The 16,555-nt window shown below is 53.2% G+C and carries 13 protein-coding genes and 4 pseudogenes; 8 read left to right on the top strand and 9 right to left on the bottom strand.

Annotated elements, in window-relative coordinates; all coding sequences use genetic code 11:
* Positions 1-186: 186 nt before the first annotated feature.
* Positions 187-908, bottom strand: a pseudogene (locus QZ506_RS00185) (deaminated glutathione amidase).
* A gap of 42 nt (positions 909-950) precedes the next feature.
* A pseudogene (locus tag QZ506_RS00180) lies at positions 951-1,907 on the bottom strand (nitrate ABC transporter substrate-binding protein).
* A gap of 157 nt (positions 1,908-2,064) precedes the next feature.
* Here QZ506_RS00180 and QZ506_RS00175 point away from each other — a divergent pair.
* Positions 2,065-3,471, top strand: a complete 1,407-nt coding sequence (locus QZ506_RS00175; RefSeq protein ID WP_367272943.1) for an aminotransferase class I/II-fold pyridoxal phosphate-dependent enzyme — start codon at positions 2,065-2,067, stop codon at positions 3,469-3,471.
* Here the strand turns inward: QZ506_RS00175 and nifJ are convergent.
* Both nifJ and QZ506_RS00165 read right to left on the bottom strand, forming a co-directional pair.
* A complete protein-coding gene (gene nifJ / locus QZ506_RS00170) occupies positions 3,458-6,991 on the bottom strand; it encodes a pyruvate:ferredoxin (flavodoxin) oxidoreductase (RefSeq protein ID WP_291968271.1) in 3,534 nt (1,177 codons plus the stop codon). The two genes, QZ506_RS00175 and nifJ, sit on opposite strands and share 14 nt — an antisense overlap.
* A 139-nt stretch (positions 6,992-7,130) precedes the next feature.
* Positions 7,131-7,283, bottom strand: a complete 153-nt coding sequence (locus tag QZ506_RS00165) for a hypothetical protein (protein ID WP_291968270.1) — start codon at positions 7,281-7,283, stop codon at positions 7,131-7,133.
* Between QZ506_RS00165 and QZ506_RS00160 the strand changes: the two are divergent.
* Both QZ506_RS00160 and QZ506_RS00155 read left to right on the top strand, forming a co-directional pair.
* Positions 7,251-7,518, top strand: a pseudogene (locus tag QZ506_RS00160) (IS1 family transposase). The gene QZ506_RS00165 and the pseudogene QZ506_RS00160 overlap by 33 nt on opposite strands.
* Before the next feature lie 35 nt (positions 7,519-7,553).
* Positions 7,554-8,009 (top strand): annotated as a pseudogene (locus QZ506_RS00155) (iron-containing alcohol dehydrogenase); the annotation flags it as partial.
* A 39-nt stretch (positions 8,010-8,048) separates the two neighbouring features.
* Here QZ506_RS00155 and QZ506_RS00150 read toward each other — a convergent pair.
* The 4 genes from QZ506_RS00150 to QZ506_RS00135 form a co-directional block, all read right to left on the bottom strand.
* Positions 8,049-8,186 (bottom strand): hypothetical protein, encoded by a 138-nt coding sequence (locus tag QZ506_RS00150; RefSeq protein ID WP_291968269.1) that lies wholly within the window; start codon positions 8,184-8,186, stop codon positions 8,049-8,051.
* A gap of 305 nt (positions 8,187-8,491) precedes the next feature.
* Positions 8,492-9,238, bottom strand: coding sequence for a 16S rRNA (guanine(1516)-N(2))-methyltransferase RsmJ (gene rsmJ / locus QZ506_RS00145; protein ID WP_291968268.1), 747 nt, complete (start codon positions 9,236-9,238; stop codon positions 8,492-8,494).
* Complete coding sequence (gene prlC, locus QZ506_RS00140) at positions 9,235-11,277, bottom strand: oligopeptidase A (RefSeq protein ID WP_291968267.1); 2,043 nt, start codon at positions 11,275-11,277, stop codon at positions 9,235-9,237. Before prlC ends, rsmJ begins: the two co-directional genes overlap by 4 nt.
* 323 nt (positions 11,278-11,600) lie before the next feature.
* Positions 11,601-11,828, bottom strand: a complete 228-nt coding sequence (locus QZ506_RS00135; RefSeq protein WP_291968266.1) for a DUF2623 family protein — start codon at positions 11,826-11,828, stop codon at positions 11,601-11,603.
* Between the two features lie 189 nt (positions 11,829-12,017).
* On the opposite strand from QZ506_RS00135, the gene QZ506_RS00130 reads away from it, so the two are divergent.
* Positions 12,018-12,860: a 23S rRNA (adenine(2030)-N(6))-methyltransferase RlmJ gene (locus QZ506_RS00130; RefSeq protein ID WP_291968265.1), complete on the top strand. Its 843-nt coding sequence runs from the start codon at positions 12,018-12,020 to the stop codon at positions 12,858-12,860.
* A 117-nt stretch (positions 12,861-12,977) separates the two neighbouring features.
* Entirely contained in the window at positions 12,978-14,330 is a 1,353-nt protein-coding gene (gene gorA / locus QZ506_RS00125) for a glutathione-disulfide reductase (protein WP_291968264.1), read from the top strand.
* Between the two features lie 80 nt (positions 14,331-14,410).
* On the opposite strand, the gene QZ506_RS00120 is transcribed toward gorA, so the two are convergent.
* On the bottom strand, positions 14,411-15,025 hold the full coding sequence (locus QZ506_RS00120) for a TetR/AcrR family transcriptional regulator (RefSeq protein ID WP_291968263.1): 615 nt from the start codon (positions 15,023-15,025) through the stop codon (positions 14,411-14,413).
* Between QZ506_RS00120 and QZ506_RS00115 the strand changes: the two genes are divergently transcribed.
* The 3 genes from QZ506_RS00115 to QZ506_RS00105 are packed head-to-tail and all read left to right on the top strand — an operon-like array spanning position 14,996 to position 16,423.
* Positions 14,996-15,835 carry a TolC family protein gene (locus tag QZ506_RS00115; RefSeq protein ID WP_291968262.1) on the top strand — a complete coding sequence of 280 codons (840 nt, stop codon included), beginning with the start codon at positions 14,996-14,998 and terminating at the stop codon, positions 15,833-15,835. The genes QZ506_RS00120 and QZ506_RS00115 overlap by 30 nt on opposite strands.
* Before the next feature lie 27 nt (positions 15,836-15,862).
* Positions 15,863-16,138: a hypothetical protein gene (locus QZ506_RS00110; RefSeq protein ID WP_291968261.1), complete on the top strand. Its 276-nt coding sequence runs from the start codon at positions 15,863-15,865 to the stop codon at positions 16,136-16,138.
* Positions 16,139-16,144: 6 nt separating this feature from the next.
* Positions 16,145-16,423 carry a TolC family protein gene (locus tag QZ506_RS00105; RefSeq protein ID WP_291968260.1) on the top strand — a complete coding sequence of 93 codons (279 nt, stop codon included), beginning with the start codon at positions 16,145-16,147 and terminating at the stop codon, positions 16,421-16,423.
* Positions 16,424-16,555: the final 132 nt, after the last annotated feature.

The following is a 16,555-nucleotide window of genomic DNA, read 5'->3' as shown; positions in this document are numbered from 1 at the left end:
ATCTTGCAGGCTTTTGATACGTTACCGAGTTCTTCGGCGAGATTGAGCAGGCCGGCTTTGTGTTTGATAATGGGATTGTTAGTATGAAGCATGATAGTTACCTCGCGTTTTGTTTAAGGATTAGACACCCATATCAAAACCTGTAACTCTCAACCTTTCAAGGTCCAGTGTCAGATCTAGTCGCGACTAATACACTTTAGGGTCGATATCAGCATAGACCAACGTCGGTGTTTCGGGTGCCTGTACTACTCGCCTAGCGGGTCGACCACCATGCTGTTACCGATGTTTCTCACACCGCACTCGCCAACCGCCACCACATAGGTGGTGTTTTCCAAAGCGCGGGCGCGGACCAGAAGTTCCCAGTGTGTCTCTTTCAGCGGCCCTTTAACCCAGGCTGCGGGCAGCACCAGCAGATCGGCGCCATCCAGTACCAGACGACGGGCGAGCTCGGGAAAGTGGATGTCATAGCAAGTCATCAATCCCACGTTCAATCCGGCAACGTTGACCAGCGCAGGGACATCATCTCCAAGCATCACGTTATCAGATTCTTTCATGGCGAATGCATCGTACAGATGAAATTTGCGATACTGCTCGATGATTTCGCCGTTGCGAACGACAACCAGCGTGTTCCAGACTTTATCGCTGCCGTTAGGAACGTGGACGCTCATCATGGTGTTCATGCCGTTGCCTTGGCTGGCGGCAAGCACCTGCGTCATAAACGGGCCATCAAGAGGTTGTGCTGCGGTCAGTACCAACTTGGGATTGGTAATATCGCGTGCCAGAATGCCTTCAGGCAGTACCAGAAGTTCAGCACCGGCCTGCTCGGCTTGCTCCATGAGTGAGACCGTAGTGATCGCATTGTTCTGCCACTCTTTGTCTACCGCGAATTGCCCCAACGCAACTTTCATAGCAACCTCTGTTATCCATCACGTCATTAATGTGCGATGCCGCTACTGACATGGATAGGGGAACAACGCTTCCGGGGTTAAGCATTTCTCGGTGATCTTTTGCTCATACAGTTCTCGGGCGAAATCAGCGATCATCACTTTATTCACCTCAAAGCCATTTTCATTCCAGTTGGCGGGTAAATCCCGCGCAATTTTTCACAGATCGTCCAGTAGCCACGGCGTGGTGTCGGTATATTTGATGCGTTTTTTCATCCACAGGGCGTAGGATTGATCGATCACTTCACTTAACGCTTGCGGCAGCCAAGGGTGCGCTTGGGCTATCTCGGGTTTGATGCCGAGAACATGAATACCCGGGATGTAACCCACGGCCCGGAAGTAATCCAATTCTGCCTGCCGAAAATCTCGCAGCAATTGACGTAGCCCTGAGGTCTCACTGAAATACCCATCCGGCATAAAAGGGGGGCATATTGCATCCAGTTCGACGTTTTTCAGCAACGATATCAGCGGCTGCTCGCCGGGGGCAGGGTCAATGTTTCACGGTTGACCAAAATTCCCCAGCGTGTCCATGATCGGGTGTGCATCTGTTAAGCGGCCGGCATACCAATGGGCATCTTTCGTCTCTATGCCTTCACTTCGCAGCATGGCACGCGTCCAGGCACTGCCGGAGTGATGCCAGCCAGTTACACCGATACGTTTGCCCGCGAGCTGCGATAACGCATTCAATGGGCTGTCTTCGGTGGTCAAAATGCAACGCTGGCGAAACCCCCGCATCAAGAAATGCGGGAGTGCCAGCAAACTTTCATCGCTACTAGCGCTGTTCCGCGCGTAGTGGCTGAAAGATATTCCACCCGCATCGTAATGCGGGCTGTTGGCCAAATTTTGGGGCAACGCCTCCACGCGGTCGATCATCAATGTAAAGTGTTTTTGTTTGATGTCGCCCAAAGCAAGTGGAGTAAAATAGTCCCAATCGCGCACCGCCAATCTAATTGTTATCGTCACGCTATTTCCCCGGTGAAGGCTAACTAATCCACATCATGCTCATTATTTCCCTGCTTACAATTGTACAATTTTTGTACGTAACGTGGCTTTTTTTGACACTAGTGGCTCATCTGTATGTGTACAATCATATTTTTGTTACTGAACAAAAATTTTTGATATGACAGCAAAAATTGATCCCGTTTGGCTTGCCGGAATGCTTACCGATCCCTCGATTCGGGGTATTGCGATGGATATCGCTACATTGATTCGTGAAGAGCACATCGCGATTGGAAGCCAGTTGCCGTCGGTTCAGGAACTGGCTGAAATATTGCGGGTGAGCCCGGCGACGATTTCGGCGGCATGGTCCCAATTAAAGCGACAGAACGTGGTGACCGGGCGTGGAAGGACAGGGGTATGGGTCTGTGGTCAGCGAGTCTCGCCCCGTCCTGAACGTTTTGAGAGGGTCGGTAACTTTAGTGACACCATCCAGATTAATATGGAACTCTCTTCACCGGACCCCGCGTTATTACCTAATCTGGCGGCAGCATTGCAACATGCCCTGTCGCAGCCCACGTTAAACAGTTATCAACGAACTGCCATTGTCCCTGAATTGGAGGCTGCGGTTCGCAAACGCTGGCCTTATCCGGCTGAGGCTTTCATTACCTCAAGTGGCGGGTTTGATGGGCTGTATCTGGCGTTGCAGGCATTTATCTTTCCCGGCTCGACGGTGGCTATCGAAAGCCCTACCACCGCGCGTTTACTCGACTTGCTCGATCTGCTGGGAATGAACGCCATCAAGATGGGCTATGATGTCAACGGACCTGACATTGAGGAACTGAAACAGGCGCTGCAACAAAAGCCAGTCGCGTTTATTTTCCAACCCAGGACACATTCACACACGGGGTGCGTCGTAAGCACTGAGCGGCTGGGCGACATGGCCGCTGTACTGGCCGAGCATGAAAATGTGCTGATTCTGGAAGATGATGGCATAGGTGAATTATCAACCTGTCCTGCGATCAGTTTGGGACGCTACCATCCTGAACGTACAATTCATGTTTGCTCTTACTCCAAGGCCTATGGACCGGATTTACGTTTGGCCGTGATATCGGGCAGTAAAACCCGAATGGACCAGCTCCAATCCTTCCGCCATTTTGGCGTCGAATGGAGTAGCCGGATACTGCAAGGGGCGTTGGCTTATTTATTGAACGATGCACAGGCACAGCACGATATTGCACATGCCAAACAGGTCTACCACCGGCGACGTCAGGCGTTAGTGGATGCGCTGGCTCGACGGGGCATTCATGTACCAGAAAGCGATGCGCTTTGTATCTGGTTGCCAGTACCTTCGGAGCGCCATGCACTGGTAACCTTGGCCGTGCGTGGCATTGCCGTGAGGGTTGGCGTGGGAGCGGGGGGTAAAAAGCGGAGAGTTTATTCGGCTCAGTATCAGCCAGTTGCAGGAGCATCAGGTAGAGACAGTGGCCGAAGCCGTCAGCCAGATCTTTCGCTAGCGCGCATTTTCCTTACGAGATCCTCGGATTGCACTGAGGATCTCGTCGGATATGTCGGCTTTATTCTTGAGTGATCTTCTCTGCTTTACCTGCCATCATCGTCAGGAAGTCAAAACGACGACGCAGATCCTGTTCCGCTTCTTCATACAACCGCGTGGTCTTTTCTGGCATTTGCGTATTCAGCCGACGGAAGCGTTGCTCTTTCAACAGTGTCTCACTCAGGCTGCTGGAGGGCGGACGGGAATCGGTGACCAACGCCGGTTTGCCTTCTTCCACACGACGCGGATCGAAGCGATAGAGTGGCCAGAATCCTGTGGCCGTCAGTTGACGCATCTGATCGTGACTGAACGCCAGATCGTAGCCGTGTTCTTCGCAGGGGCTGTAGGCGATGATTAAGGATGGACCTGGCCAGGCTTCCGCTTCCTGAATTGCTTTCACCGTTTGGTTAAGCTGTGCGCCCAGTGAAATCTGTGCGACATAAACGTGGCCGTACATCATCACATTGATGCCCAGATCTTTACGCGCCTTACGTTTACCTTTTTCACCAAATTTGGTGACCGCACCCAGCGGTGTCGCCTTGGATTGCTGACCGCCCGTGTTGGAATAGCACTGGGTATCCAGCACCAGCACGTTGACGTTTTCTGTCAGGCTCATCACATGGTCCAGACCGCCGTAGCCAATATCATAGGCCCAGCCATCACCGCCAATCAGCCAGACGGATTTGTCTACCAGATGGTCGGCATCGCGGCTAAGTTCACGTGCCATTGAATCATTGAGGCTGGCTAGCTGTTCACGCAATTGTGCAATTTGCTGGCGGCGCAGATCTGGCGCAATGTTCTCTTCCTGCAAGGCGCTCACCAGATCGGCGGGGAGCTGCGGTGCTAACTGCAAGAGCTGACGCAAGGCGCGCTGGCGATGTTGATCCACGCTGATACGGAAACCTAAACCAAATTCGGCGTTATCCTCAAACAGCGAGTTGGCCCAGGCAGGACCACGTCCGTTGGCATCGGTGGTCCACGGCGTGGTGGGCAAATTGCCGCCGTAAATAGATGAGCAGCCGGTGGCGTTGGCGACCAGCAAACGATCGCCATAGAGCTGCGTTAACAGTTTGATATATGGCGTTTCGCCACAACCGGAACAGGCACCCGAGTACTCGAACAGCGGCGTAATCAACTGTGACGTGCGGATATCGATACGTTCCAACTTGCTCTTGTCGATTTCCGGCAATTGCAGGAAGAAATCAAAGTGGGTTTTTTCCACGCTCAGATTATCTAGGCGGGATTCCATGTTGATGGCTTTGATCTCAGGGTTTTGACGGTCTTTCGCTGGGCACACCTCGATGCACAGGTTACATCCCGTGCAATCTTCAGGGGCGACTTGCAATACATACTTTTGACCACGCATATCACGCGCTTTGACATCCAGCGATTGCAGCGAATCAGGCGCGTCGCTCATGGCCTCAGCAGGCACTACTTTGGCACGGATAGCCGAGTGCGGGCAGGCGGCGACGCAGTGGTTACACTGCGTACACAGCTCTGGTTTCCAAAGCGGAATGGCCTCTGCAATGTTACGTTTTTCCCACTGTGTGGTGCCGGTAGGCCAAGTCCCATCGGGTGGTAAGGCGGAAACGGGTAAGGTATCACCGAGTCCTGCCAGCATGGTTGCCGTTACCGTTTTAACGAAGTCCGGCGCGGCGTTGGATACCACAGGTGGACGTTGCGGACTTTCAGGATTAACCGCTGCCAGCGCAACGGATTCCAGCGCCGCCAGTGTGGCTTCCAGCGCTTTCCAGTTGCGGGCGACCAGCTCTTCACCCTTACTACCATAGCTCTTTTCGATAGCGCTACGCAGTTTCTCTACGGCCGCATCACCAGGCAAAATCTGCGAGAGATGGAAGAATGCCATTTGCATCACGGTGTTGATACGCGCACCCAACTGACATTCACGGGCTATTTTGGCTGCGTTGATGCAATAGACCCTTGCCTGACGTTGATTCAGGCCTGCCTGCACCTCTTGTGGCAAGCGGTGCCACAGGTCGTCGGCGCTGTAGGGGGTGTTTATCAGGAAGATACCGCCGGGTTTCAAGCGTTCCACCATGGCGTACTTTTCAATGAACTGCCACTGATGGCACGCGACGAAATCGGCTTGATCGATCAGATAGGCCGAATTGATCGGGTGCGTGCCAACGCGCATGTGCGATACCGTCAGGCTGCCCGCTTTTTTGGAGTCGTAGACGAAATAGCCCTGTACAAACATTGGGGTACCGGAACCGACAATCTTGATGGCATTTTTGGTGGCGGAGACAGTGCCATCGCTGCCGAGTCCGTAGAACAGAGCTTCCAGTCCGGCGTTGGAGGGGAAGTGTTGCTCCGGCAACGGCAGTGAAAGGTGGGTTACATCATCATAAATCCCTACAGTGAAACGCGGTCTTGGGTTAGCAAGCGCTAACTCATTAAAAATAGCCTGTACACACTGTGGCGTGAACTCTTTGGAAGACAGACCGTAACGGCCACCAATGGTACGCGGTAATGTTGCCCGCTCCCCACGGGAAAAGGCTTCTGCCAGTGCGGTCATTACATCCAGATAAAGCGGTTCTGCCAGGGATCCGGGTTCTTTAGTGCGATCGAGCACAGCGATGCTCTGCGCGGTTTGCGGAAGAGCGGCGAGCAGATGCTGCGCTGAGAACGGACGATACAGACGCACGTTAAGCACACCCACTTTTTCACCATGGGTGAGCAGGACATCCACCACTTCTTCGCGCGTCCCTACGCCCGAGCCCATCAGCACAATCACGCGCGTCGCTTCTGGGTGCCCGTAATATTCAAACGGTTGATAGCGACGTCCGGTAACCTCGGCAAAGGCATCCATCGCCCGCTCAACGTGAGAGTAGGTGTTGTTGTACCACGGATTGGTGGCTTCGCGTGCCTGGAAGAAAGTATCCGGATTGGAGGCGGTGCCACGGATCACCGGACGTTCAGGTGTAAGCGCTCGCTCACGGTGTGCGGCAATTGCATCCTGGGGCAGCAGTTTCAGCAATACTTCATCACTGAGCGGTTCCACTTTATTGATTTCATGTGAAGTGCGGAAACCGTCGAAGAAATGGATAAAGGGGACGCGGCTGTTAAGCGTGGCGATTTGTGCAATCAAGGCGAAATCTTGTGCTTCTTGCACGGTGTTGGCACACAGCATGGCGCAGCCCGTCTGGCGCACCGCCATCACGTCGGAGTGATCGCAGAAAATGGAGAGCGCATGAGTAGCGACGGTGCGGGCGGCAACGTGCAACACGAAAGGGGTTAACTGTCCGGCCAGCTTGTAGAGCGTCGGGATCATCAACAGCAAGCCCTGCGATGAGGTAAACGATGTCGCCAGCGCCCCCGTCTGCAACGCCCCGTGCACGGTAGCAATCGCGCCGCCTTCCGACTGCATTTCGATCACCCGGGGCGTGTCTCCCCACACGTTCTTACGCTCATCGCTCGACCATGCGGCAGCCTGTTCGGCCATGGAAGAACTTGGGGTAATCGGGTAGATGGCGATGACGTCGTTTGCTCGCCAAGCTACAGAAGCGACTGCGCTGTTACCGTCAGTGGTGATCATGATTTAACCTTAACCTGCTTGCTCACAGAATGAAATACGATTGTTTTTTTGCATTATCACATCAGAGAAATGGGTTTGAATGAACGATAATATGCTCAGCCGTATAAATTCGTGTAAATGAGCATCTTTGCAGACGAATCTACCACATAACGGTCATGTATTCAATATGTTGATTGCATTGTGAAATGTCCGGTTTTGGATGTGGAATACAGTGGCTAAAGTTGATGTAAGATGCCCGTTTTGTGAACAGGCATCCCCTGTGAAAAAACACGGTTATGGCAAAAGTGGCCATCAGCGTTACCGTCGTCAGTCATGCAAACACGGATGGCTACAGGGCTTACAACGACGAACTTCCAAAAGTAAAACACATTGTTAGCAAGCTGTATACACAGCGTATTGAGAGTGCACATCTGACACTGCGTAACCGATTGCAATGGCTCAATCGCAAGACGCTCGGATATTCAAAATCATCCGAAATGCACGATAGGATCATCGGTACTTACATCGAACGCGAGTACTACGTTTGATGCTACATCAACTCATTGAATACACGACCCTCAACAGCAGCGAACAGGCGCTGGCCGATCAACGACGTTGCGAACTGACGCAGGCTTTCCTTGATGTGGTCGATGCGATTATCGCTGGCGGTGGTATGGTTGGCTGCTTGGGTGAACGCTACACCCGCGTGGCAGCGGCGCATGCGGTGCATAACGGGCTCACCACCTTACCGCAAACCGAGCGTTTCCTGCACGGCACCAAAGTGGCTTATGGCATTCTGGTGCAGAGCGAACTGCTGGGACAGCGCGACGTGACCGAGCAACTGATTGCGGCGTTTGCGCGTTTCAACCTGCCCACCAGCCTGAAGGCGCTGGACGTGGATATCCATAATCACGCCGATGTGGAGAAAGTCATTGCACACACGCTGGCCCCGTTCGAATCGATCCACGCGCTGCCTGTGTCGCTGAATGCGGAAAGCCTGCGTGGTGCCATCGAGCGGGTTGAGGCGTTATCGGCGTAAGTCCATAGAATGGCCTGTCAGGTATCAACGGGCCATGGGTTACCCTACCAATTGTGCGGCGCGCTGCATTTGTTGGTTCTCGAAGGCAGGGGTAAAGGCGTCGACATCAACGTTGGCCATTCCTACGGCGTGACGGATTGCCGATGCCCTCCAGTTAAGCAACGATACGGCTCGCATCGTCCACGTCTAACAGAAAATAGTACTTACACTCTGGCACCTTGGGCGTTCTTACGGCGTTTAGCGTGATCGCGTGCAATCACGTGACAGCCTCATCCGTCAGTTTCGGTATCGGAAAAAGCAAAATTGAACAGGCAATCTTCCTTGCTGGGTGCTTTGCGGTATTGATAGCCCACAATCAGTGCAAGGTCGGATGAAATGTCAAAACGATTGGCCGTCGTTAACCATATTTCATCATAAGGAGCAGTTTAAGCGCTCACGTGTGAGCGCTTAAATGTATGGGAGGCAAAAATGAGTACTGCGAACTACAGTGGCAAATAAAAATCAAAGTGGTGGCTTTTGGTGGTCAGCATAGATTGAGTGGCAATGCCCGCCAGCGGTGGGGCGTAGTCGGGACGTTTTACCACCACGCGCTTTTTCGCCAACGCTCGCGCGGGAGCCAGTAGGGCATCCGCATCGTCGTCCGCGCCCACCAGCGATTGAAACACCCGCATCTCTTTCTTTACCAGCGCACTTTTTTGCCGATGAGGAAACATGGGATCGAGATAGACCACATCCGGTGGCTGCGTAATATCGCTCAGTGCTGTGTGGCTTGAGGCGTGAATCAGTGTCAATCTTTCGCGCAGCCATGCGCCTATCTCGGCATCTTCATAACCACGTCGTAAACCATCATCGAGTAGCGCAGTAACTACCGGGTTACGTTCCAGCATACGTACACGACAGCCTAACGATGCCAGTACAAAGGCATCACGGCCTAATCCGGCGGTGGCATCTACGACGTCCGGCAGATAATTCTTTTTGATACCGACCGCTTTAGCAACTGCTTCGCCGCGCCCGCCGCCAAAGCGACGGCGGTGGGCCATTGCACCAGAGACGAAATCGACATAAATAGCGCCGAGCTTCTCTTCATCCTGCTTGCGCAACTCTAGACGTTCTGGTGTCAGCACCAGCGCCAGCGTCGCGCTGGGATCGTCCTGCAATCCCCAACGTGTCGCTAATGCATCAAGGGCGCCTCTATCGGCACCCTCTTCGATCAGCAGGCTGATATTCACCCTTTAATACCATAATGGTGCAGCATGGCATCAAGTTGCGGCTCACGGCCACGGAAGCGCTTGAACAGATCCATCGGCGCTTCGGAACCGCCGCGCGACAGGATATTATCCAGGAAAGACTGGCCGGTGGTGCGGTTGAAAATGCCTTCTTCTTCAAAGCGCGAGTAGGCGTCCGCAGCCAGAACATCCGCCCACAGGTAGCTGTAGTAGCCTGCGGCATAGCCGCCTGCGAAGATGTGGCTGAAGGCGTGCGGGAAGCGATTCCAGCTTGTGCTTGGCACGACGGCGACCTTGGCTTTGACATCGGCCAGTGTCGGCAGAATTTGAGCCCCTTTTGCCGGATCGTATTCCGCATGCAGACGGAAATCGAACAGGCCGAACTCAAGCTGGCGCAGGATAAACAACGCCGCCTGATATTTTTTGGCTGCCAGCATCTTGTCCAGCATGGCTTGTGGCAGCGGTTCTCCGATTTCGTAGTGACCGGAGATAAACGCCAACGCTTCCGGCTCCCAACACCAGTTTTCCATAAACTGGCTCGGCAGTTCGACGGCATCCCATGGCACACCGCTAATGCCAGCTACCCCTGCGGTATCGATCTGCGTCAGCATATGATGCAGGCCGTGACCAAATTCATGGAACAACGTGGTGACTTCATCGTGGGTGAACAGCGCGGGTTTACCGTTGACAGGGCGGTTGAAATTACATACCAGATAGGCCACCGGTTTTTGCAGTTCACCGTTGCTTTTGCGCAGGCGTCCCGCACAGTCATCCATCCAGGCACCGCCACGCTTGTGTTCGCGCGCATAGAGATCGAGATAGAAGCTGCCGCGTAGTTCGCCGTTTTCATCAAACAGGTCAAAGAAACGTACTTCGGGGTGCCATACGTCTACGTCGTGGCGCCCTTTGGCTGTGATGCCGTAAATGCGCTTCACCACTTCAAACAGCCCTTCAACCACGCGTTGTTCTGGGAAATAAGGGCGCAGTTGCTCATCACTGATGGTGTAGAGGTGTTGTTTTTGCAATTCGCTGTAGTAAGTGATGTCCCACGGCTGCAGTTCGCCAGCGTCATAATGCGCTTTGGCGAAGGCGCGCAGTTGTGCCAGTTCCGCTTCCCCTTGTGGGCGGGCACGCGTTGCCAGATCGTTGAGGAAATCCAGCACTTGTTGTGGATTTTCTGCCATTTTGGTGGCAAGGGACTTATCAGCGAAGCTGTCAAAGCCTAACAGTTGCGCCAGTTCATGGCGCAGTGCCAGCTCCTCGGCCATCACGTCGCTGTTATCCCATTTGCCCGCATTCGGCCCCTGATCGGAGGCGCGGGTTGCGTAGGCACGATACATCTCTTCACGCAGCGCCTGATTGGCACAGTAGGTCATGACAGGCAGATAGCTGGGGATATCCAGCGTCAGCAGCCAACCTTCCAGTCCTTTAGCCTCGGCTTGTGCGGCGGCGGCGGCCAGTGCGCTTTCCGGCATCCCTTCAAGCTGCGCAACGTCAGTGACGTGTTTATTCCAACCCATGGTGGCGTCGAGCACGTTGTTGCTGTACTGCGCGCACAGTTCAGACAGACGCGCGGCAATTTCTCCATAGCGTTTCTGTTTTTCCGGCGGCAAACCGATACCGGACAGTTCGAAGTCACGCAGCGCATTATCCACCTCTTTTTTCTCCGCGACGCTCAATGTAGCGTAGTGGGATCCTTCTTTCAGGTCGCGATACGCCTGATACAACCCGGTGTGTTGTCCAACCCAGGTGCTGTATTCAGAGAGTATCGGCAAACATTGCTCATAGGCAGCACGCAGCTCAGGGCTATTTTTCACGGCATTAAGATGGCCGATCGTTGAGAACATACGGCCCAGATGATCGGCGCTCTCTGCCAGCGGTTGACACAGATTTTCCCAGGTGAACGGTGCACCCTGCGCGACCACGCGCTCAACCGCACTGCGACAGTCTGCCAGCGTAGACTGAACGGCGGGGACGATGTCATCGACAGTGATGGTGGAAAAGGGAGGCAGGGTAAACGGGGTCAATAATGGATTCGTCATATCACGGTCCTATCGTTATGTGTCAGCCAGCGATAAGGGCAGTCGCGCGAGCGGCAGCGCTGGCAAAAAAAAGCGAATTATTGACTAACATGAGGCCAGAAAGGGCAAAAATCAATGAACGGGGGAAAATTCCCTGAGCATGTAAAAACAGCGCGTATTGCACACGTCAGCATGGGGTACTGCGCAGATGTTTCACTGCTATGTAGCGTGCAGTGTGAAGAGAGCGGTATTGTGTTTAACGTGCCATACGTACTGCCTCATTCCCTCCCGGCGTATCATAACCGGCATAAAAATAGACCACTGTTTGTGGATTGCAGTATTCACTAAAAAAACTCAGCGATACGGTCACGCTCCAGCCCGTGGCGCAGTGAGAGCAGACCTGCCTCAAACGCGGCTTTTTGTCGATCGCCCACCGCCTCCGCCAGGTTATACGCATATCCACAGAGATAACCGCGTCGATATTCTAGACCGTGGTGCTGAATTTCGCTCAAGGGTTGTGGCGTCTGGGCCTTAAGCCCGTCCATAACGCCGTCGCCAAAGGGGTTTGCCATGATGTTCTCCACTCACTAACGTTATATATTTAATAATATAATGATTGATCGGCCCTTTCAGCAAGGGGGATAGCAAGAGGATTGCGTTATGGTTTTACGGTGATATTTTCTGCGGCAGAACGTTTATACTGTGCGGGACATGATCTTGCCTTCGGGCGCACCGCTTATTTCACCGGAACAAAAACCGCTATGTTGAGTTATTGCCACAGGTTCCATGCCGGCAACCATGCCGACGTACTGAAGCACACTGTTCAGAGCATGATCATTACTGCGCTCAAAGAAAAAGAGAAACCGTTTCTGTATCTGGATACCCATGCAGGTGCCGGGCGTTATCAGCTCAGCGGTGAACATGCGGAACGCACCGTGGAGTATCTGGAAGGGATTACCAAACTATGGCAACGGGACGATATTCCTGAAGCGCTCACCCCTTACCTGAATGCGGTTAAAGCCTACAACAGTAATGGCACGCTACGTTTCTACCCCGGCTCGCCGCTGATTGCGCGCCAACTACTGCGCGAGCAGGACAGTATTCACCTGACGGAGTTGCACCCTAGCGACTTCCCGTTGCTGCGCGGTGAGTTTCAACGTGATGCGCGGGCGAAAGTGGTGCGTGAAGACGGCTATCAGCAGTTGAAATCTCAGTTGCCGCCCGCCTCTCGCCGTGGATTTATCCTGATAGATCCCCCCTATGAGTTGAAAACAGATTATCAGGCGGTGGTCAAAGGGATTCAGGAAGGTTACAAACGTTTTGCCACCGGCGTCTACGCGCTGTGGTATCCTGTAGTATTACGTCAGCAAATCAAGCGCATGCTCAAAGACCTGGAAGCTACCGGTATCCGTAATATTCTGCAAATTGAATTGGCGGTTCTGCCGGACAGCGATCGCTATGGCATGACGGCTTCAGGCATGATCGTGATCAACCCGCCATGGAAGCTGCAAGCGCAAATGCAGGCGCTGCTGCAGTGGCTGCACGGTGTTCTTGCGCCTAATGGCACTGGGCATACTTTGATTGAGCAGGTGGTGCCGGAATAACCTGACAGGTTTTGCCTGTTGCACCCATTGGCAAAACCGACGTTAACGGTTTTGCCGCAGACCTAGTTCAAGGGTTACACTGCGTTTTATTCTCTTCACTTAACCATGGATCTTCTCATGACAAAGCATTATGACTATCTCGCTATCGGTGGCGGCAGTGGCGGTATTGCGTCCATTAACCGTGCGGCAATGTATGGGCAAAAATGTGCGTTGATTGAAGCAAAGTATCTGGGCGGCACCTGCGTTAATGTCGGCTGCGTACCGAAAAAGGTCATGTGGCACGCGGCGCAGATTGCCGAAGCGATCCACCAGTATGGGCCGGACTATGGTTTTGATATCACCGTTAACGCCTTCAACTGGGATGTCCTGGTGAAGAACCGCAGTGCCTACATCGATCGCATTCATCAGTCCTACAACAATGTGCTGGGCAAAAACAAGGTAGACGTTATCCACGGTTTTGCGCGTTTTGTCGATGCGCACACCGTTGAAGTGAATGGTGAAACCATTACTGCCAACCATATTGTTATCGCGACGGGCGGCCGACCAACGTGTCCTTCGATTCCCGGTGCTGAGTACAGTATCGATTCCGACGGTTTTTTTGCGCTTGACGGCTTGCCAAAGCGCACGGCGATTGTCGGTGCAGGCTATATCGCCGTTGAGATCGCCGGCGTTGTGAACGCGCTCTGTTCCGAAACCCATCTGTTTGTGCGCAAGCACGCGCCGTTGCGCAGCTTCGATCCGCTGATCTTCAGCACGCTGGTGGAAGTGATGAAGGCAGAAGGGCCGATGCTACATACCGAATCTACGCCTCAGGCGGTTGAGAAAAACGCTGATGGCAGCCTGACCCTGCATCTTACCAACGGTGAATCCTATACCGTGGATTGCATGATTTGGGCGATTGGCCGTGAACCGGCAACCGATAACCTGAATATTGAAGCGGCGGGCGTTATCAAAGACGAGCGCGGTTTTATCAAGGTAGATAAATACCAGAACACCAACGTGCCGGGTGTTTATGCGGTGGGTGACAACACAGGTGCTGTCGAACTGACGCCAGTGGCTGTTGAGGCGGGACGTCGCCTCTCAGAACGGCTGTTTAACAACAAGCCGGAAGAGCATCTGGATTACACTAATATTCCGACCGTGGTGTTCAGCCATCCGCCGATTGGCACTGTCGGGTTGACTGAACCGCAAGCGCGGGAAAAATTCGGTGATGAGCAGGTTAAGGTCTACACCTCTTCTTTCACCGCGATGTACACCGCAGTAACCCAGCACCGTCAACCGTGCAGCATGAAGCTAGTGTGTGTTGGGCCGGAAGAGAAAATCGTGGGCATACATGGTATCGGCTTTGGCATGGATGAAATGCTGCAAGGCTTTGCCGTAGCGGTGAAAATGGGCGCGACCAAACGCGACTTCGACAATACCGTGGCGATTCATCCGACAGCATCGGAAGAGTTTGTGACGATGCGCTAAGGTCGCTGCCTGACGACCTGTTCAATGCCTTAAAAGAAGCTCAATCCTGAGCTTCTTTTTTATTGGCGGCACTCTACGGTTTACTGCTTCGACGTTTCAGCCCGATAAGCGAGCAGAAATACTGTGGTGGCCCGAGAAACCGCGTCTTCAATGCGTTTGGCGTCAGGCGCGGTGTCGACGCCCAATGCCGCGACAAGAAACAACTCCGCTTCAATCAGCCCTTTCAAATGCATCGCGCATACCCAACTGTCTGAGTGACGCAGAATGCCTTCGTCGCTTTTTTTACTCAGGTAATGGCTTAACCGCTTCCAGCCCTTTTGTGGCCCTTCGGCATAAAACAAGCGGCCAATATCGCTACGTTCCGATTCGATAATCGCCATGCGCAAGATTGCCATCAGGCCACTGCTCAGCACTGAGGAGAGGTAATTGCGGCCAAATTGATTAAGCGTCGTTTCGATATCTTTCTTTGGGTCTACTGATTCGAACGCTTCCGCGATGTTGGTTTTGGCTGACGATGCCATGACAGCAGAGAAGATCTCTTCTTTGGAACTGAAATAGTTATAGAGCGTTGATTTGGAGCCCCCGACGCGACTGGCGATCTCCGACATCGACGTGTTGTTGAATCCCTGCTCTATAAATGCGCGCGTCGCGATATCCAGAATGGCTTGACGCTTGGTTTCACTTTTAACTCGCATACGCTTCTCTTCTCTTTCCGTCCAATGGGCAGGCTTCTCTTGAATATCGTTTTATGTCAATATATAACAATGCCGTACTGTGCGGTATTGAAAGGGTGTATCTTGAAAATCAATAAGTTAATAAATCGCAGCCTGTTACCTCCTGATTTGCGGTTTTCAATGCTTGCCACAGTGCTCATCCTGGCGGGCTGTTCAACCGCTCCAGACAACACACTGAGCCACATAAAACGTGCCGATGAGTTGGCCTCTTCACAGTCGCTGACCACCGCAAAAGAGGGCCGCTGGCCAGACGCGCAGTGGTGGCTACGCTACCACGACAGGCAGTTCGACAGCCTGACGGAAACGGCGCTGGCTTCTGCGCCAACCTTAAAAATAGCCGATTCTCGATTAAAGAACGCTGCTGGGATCGCCGAGCAAATTGGCGCGATTAGTTCTGTGCAAGTTGGCGCGTCAGCGTCTGCGTCAAAGAGTAAGGTGAGCTATGCCTATCATGCTTATATGCCACCGCACGACTGGAATGACCACGGCTCTGCGACTGCTAATCTGAGTTTTAATCTCGATTTTTGGGTCAAAAATCGTGCTGAAGTCGCCGCTGCAACGTCAGATTATGCGGCGGCCGGTGCGGAAATGCATTCGGCAAAATTACTGCTCCAAGCCGCTTTGGTGCAGTCCTATGCTGAGCTGGCACGTTTGTACCTCAACCGTGACACGACGCAGAATGCGTTGGAAATCCGTAGCAAAACCTTTGAGTTGATGACAGAGCGCAATCTCAATGGGCTAGAAACTGACGGCGTGGTCAAACAGGTGTAGGCGCTGAAAGCGAGCGCTGAGGCCGAATTGATTGCCTCCGATGAGGCCATTCAGCTACAGAAAAATGCCATTGCCGCACTGTTGGGCGGCTGGCCTGACCGGGGACTTTCTATTCAGCGTCCGGCGATCCATTTGGATGAGTCCTTCAATTTGCCTGCTAACACCGGCATCAACATACTGGGTCACCGTCCGGACATCAGCGCCGCGCGTTGGCGCGTTGAAGCCGCGGCAAAACGCATTCACGTCGCTAAAACCGCCTACTACCCCGATGTCAGCATTGTCGGTTTTATTGGTTATCAGTAGTTCGGCTTGAATAATCTGACGCGCTCGGGCAACGATGCCGGAAGCATTGGACCTGCGCTGTATCTGCCTATTTTCACCGGTGGCCGTTTATCCGGGCAATTAACCTCCGCCGAAGCCAATTACGAAGAGTCCGTAGCGACGTACAACAACACGCTGACGCTGGCATTGCACGATGTGGCCAATGTGGTTACCCGCGCCAATGCGCTGAAGGCCCGTCTGTCAAAAAGTGAAAATGCGTTTGAAAACGCCAAAGCAGCGTATCTCATTGCAGATAAACTGTACTAGCTCAGACCTGATCTGACAGTTACCGATTATTTATACAGGTGTCTGTCAGATTACATCTGGTTCAGATTCTTTTCTGCCCAGATCCGTTTTCCATCGAGTAAAGTGGCCATCGGCGTACGCCCGCAGCACGTT

This window comes from Candidatus Symbiopectobacterium sp. (assembly GCF_020054415.1).
Taxonomy (GTDB): domain Bacteria; phylum Pseudomonadota; class Gammaproteobacteria; order Enterobacterales; family Enterobacteriaceae; genus Symbiopectobacterium.
The sequence above is the reverse complement of the archived record's forward strand: the minus strand, read 5'-3'. Positions and strand labels throughout refer to the sequence as shown.

What these genes read in the sequence shown, in the direction of transcription:
- QZ506_RS00175 (WP_367272943.1), top strand. Translation starts at nt 2,065, where the DNA reads ATGACAGCAAAAATTGATCCCGTTTGGCTTGCCGGAATGCTTACCGAT.
- nifJ (WP_291968271.1), bottom strand. Translation starts at nt 6,991, where the DNA reads ATGATCACCACTGACGGTAACAGCGCAGTCGCTTCTGTAGCTTGGCGA.
- QZ506_RS00165 (WP_291968270.1), bottom strand. Translation starts at nt 7,283, where the DNA reads ATGGCCACTTTTGCCATAACCGTGTTTTTTCACAGGGGATGCCTGTTC.
- QZ506_RS00150 (WP_291968269.1), bottom strand. Translation starts at nt 8,186, where the DNA reads ATGCGAGCCGTATCGTTGCTTAACTGGAGGGCATCGGCAATCCGTCAC.
- prlC (WP_291968267.1), bottom strand. Translation starts at nt 11,277, where the DNA reads ATGACGAATCCATTATTGACCCCGTTTACCCTGCCTCCCTTTTCCACC.
- QZ506_RS00135 (WP_291968266.1), bottom strand. Translation starts at nt 11,828, where the DNA reads ATGGCAAACCCCTTTGGCGACGGCGTTATGGACGGGCTTAAGGCCCAG.
- QZ506_RS00130 (WP_291968265.1), top strand. Translation starts at nt 12,018, where the DNA reads ATGTTGAGTTATTGCCACAGGTTCCATGCCGGCAACCATGCCGACGTA.
- gorA (WP_291968264.1), top strand. Translation starts at nt 12,978, where the DNA reads ATGACAAAGCATTATGACTATCTCGCTATCGGTGGCGGCAGTGGCGGT.
- QZ506_RS00120 (WP_291968263.1), bottom strand. Translation starts at nt 15,025, where the DNA reads ATGCGAGTTAAAAGTGAAACCAAGCGTCAAGCCATTCTGGATATCGCG.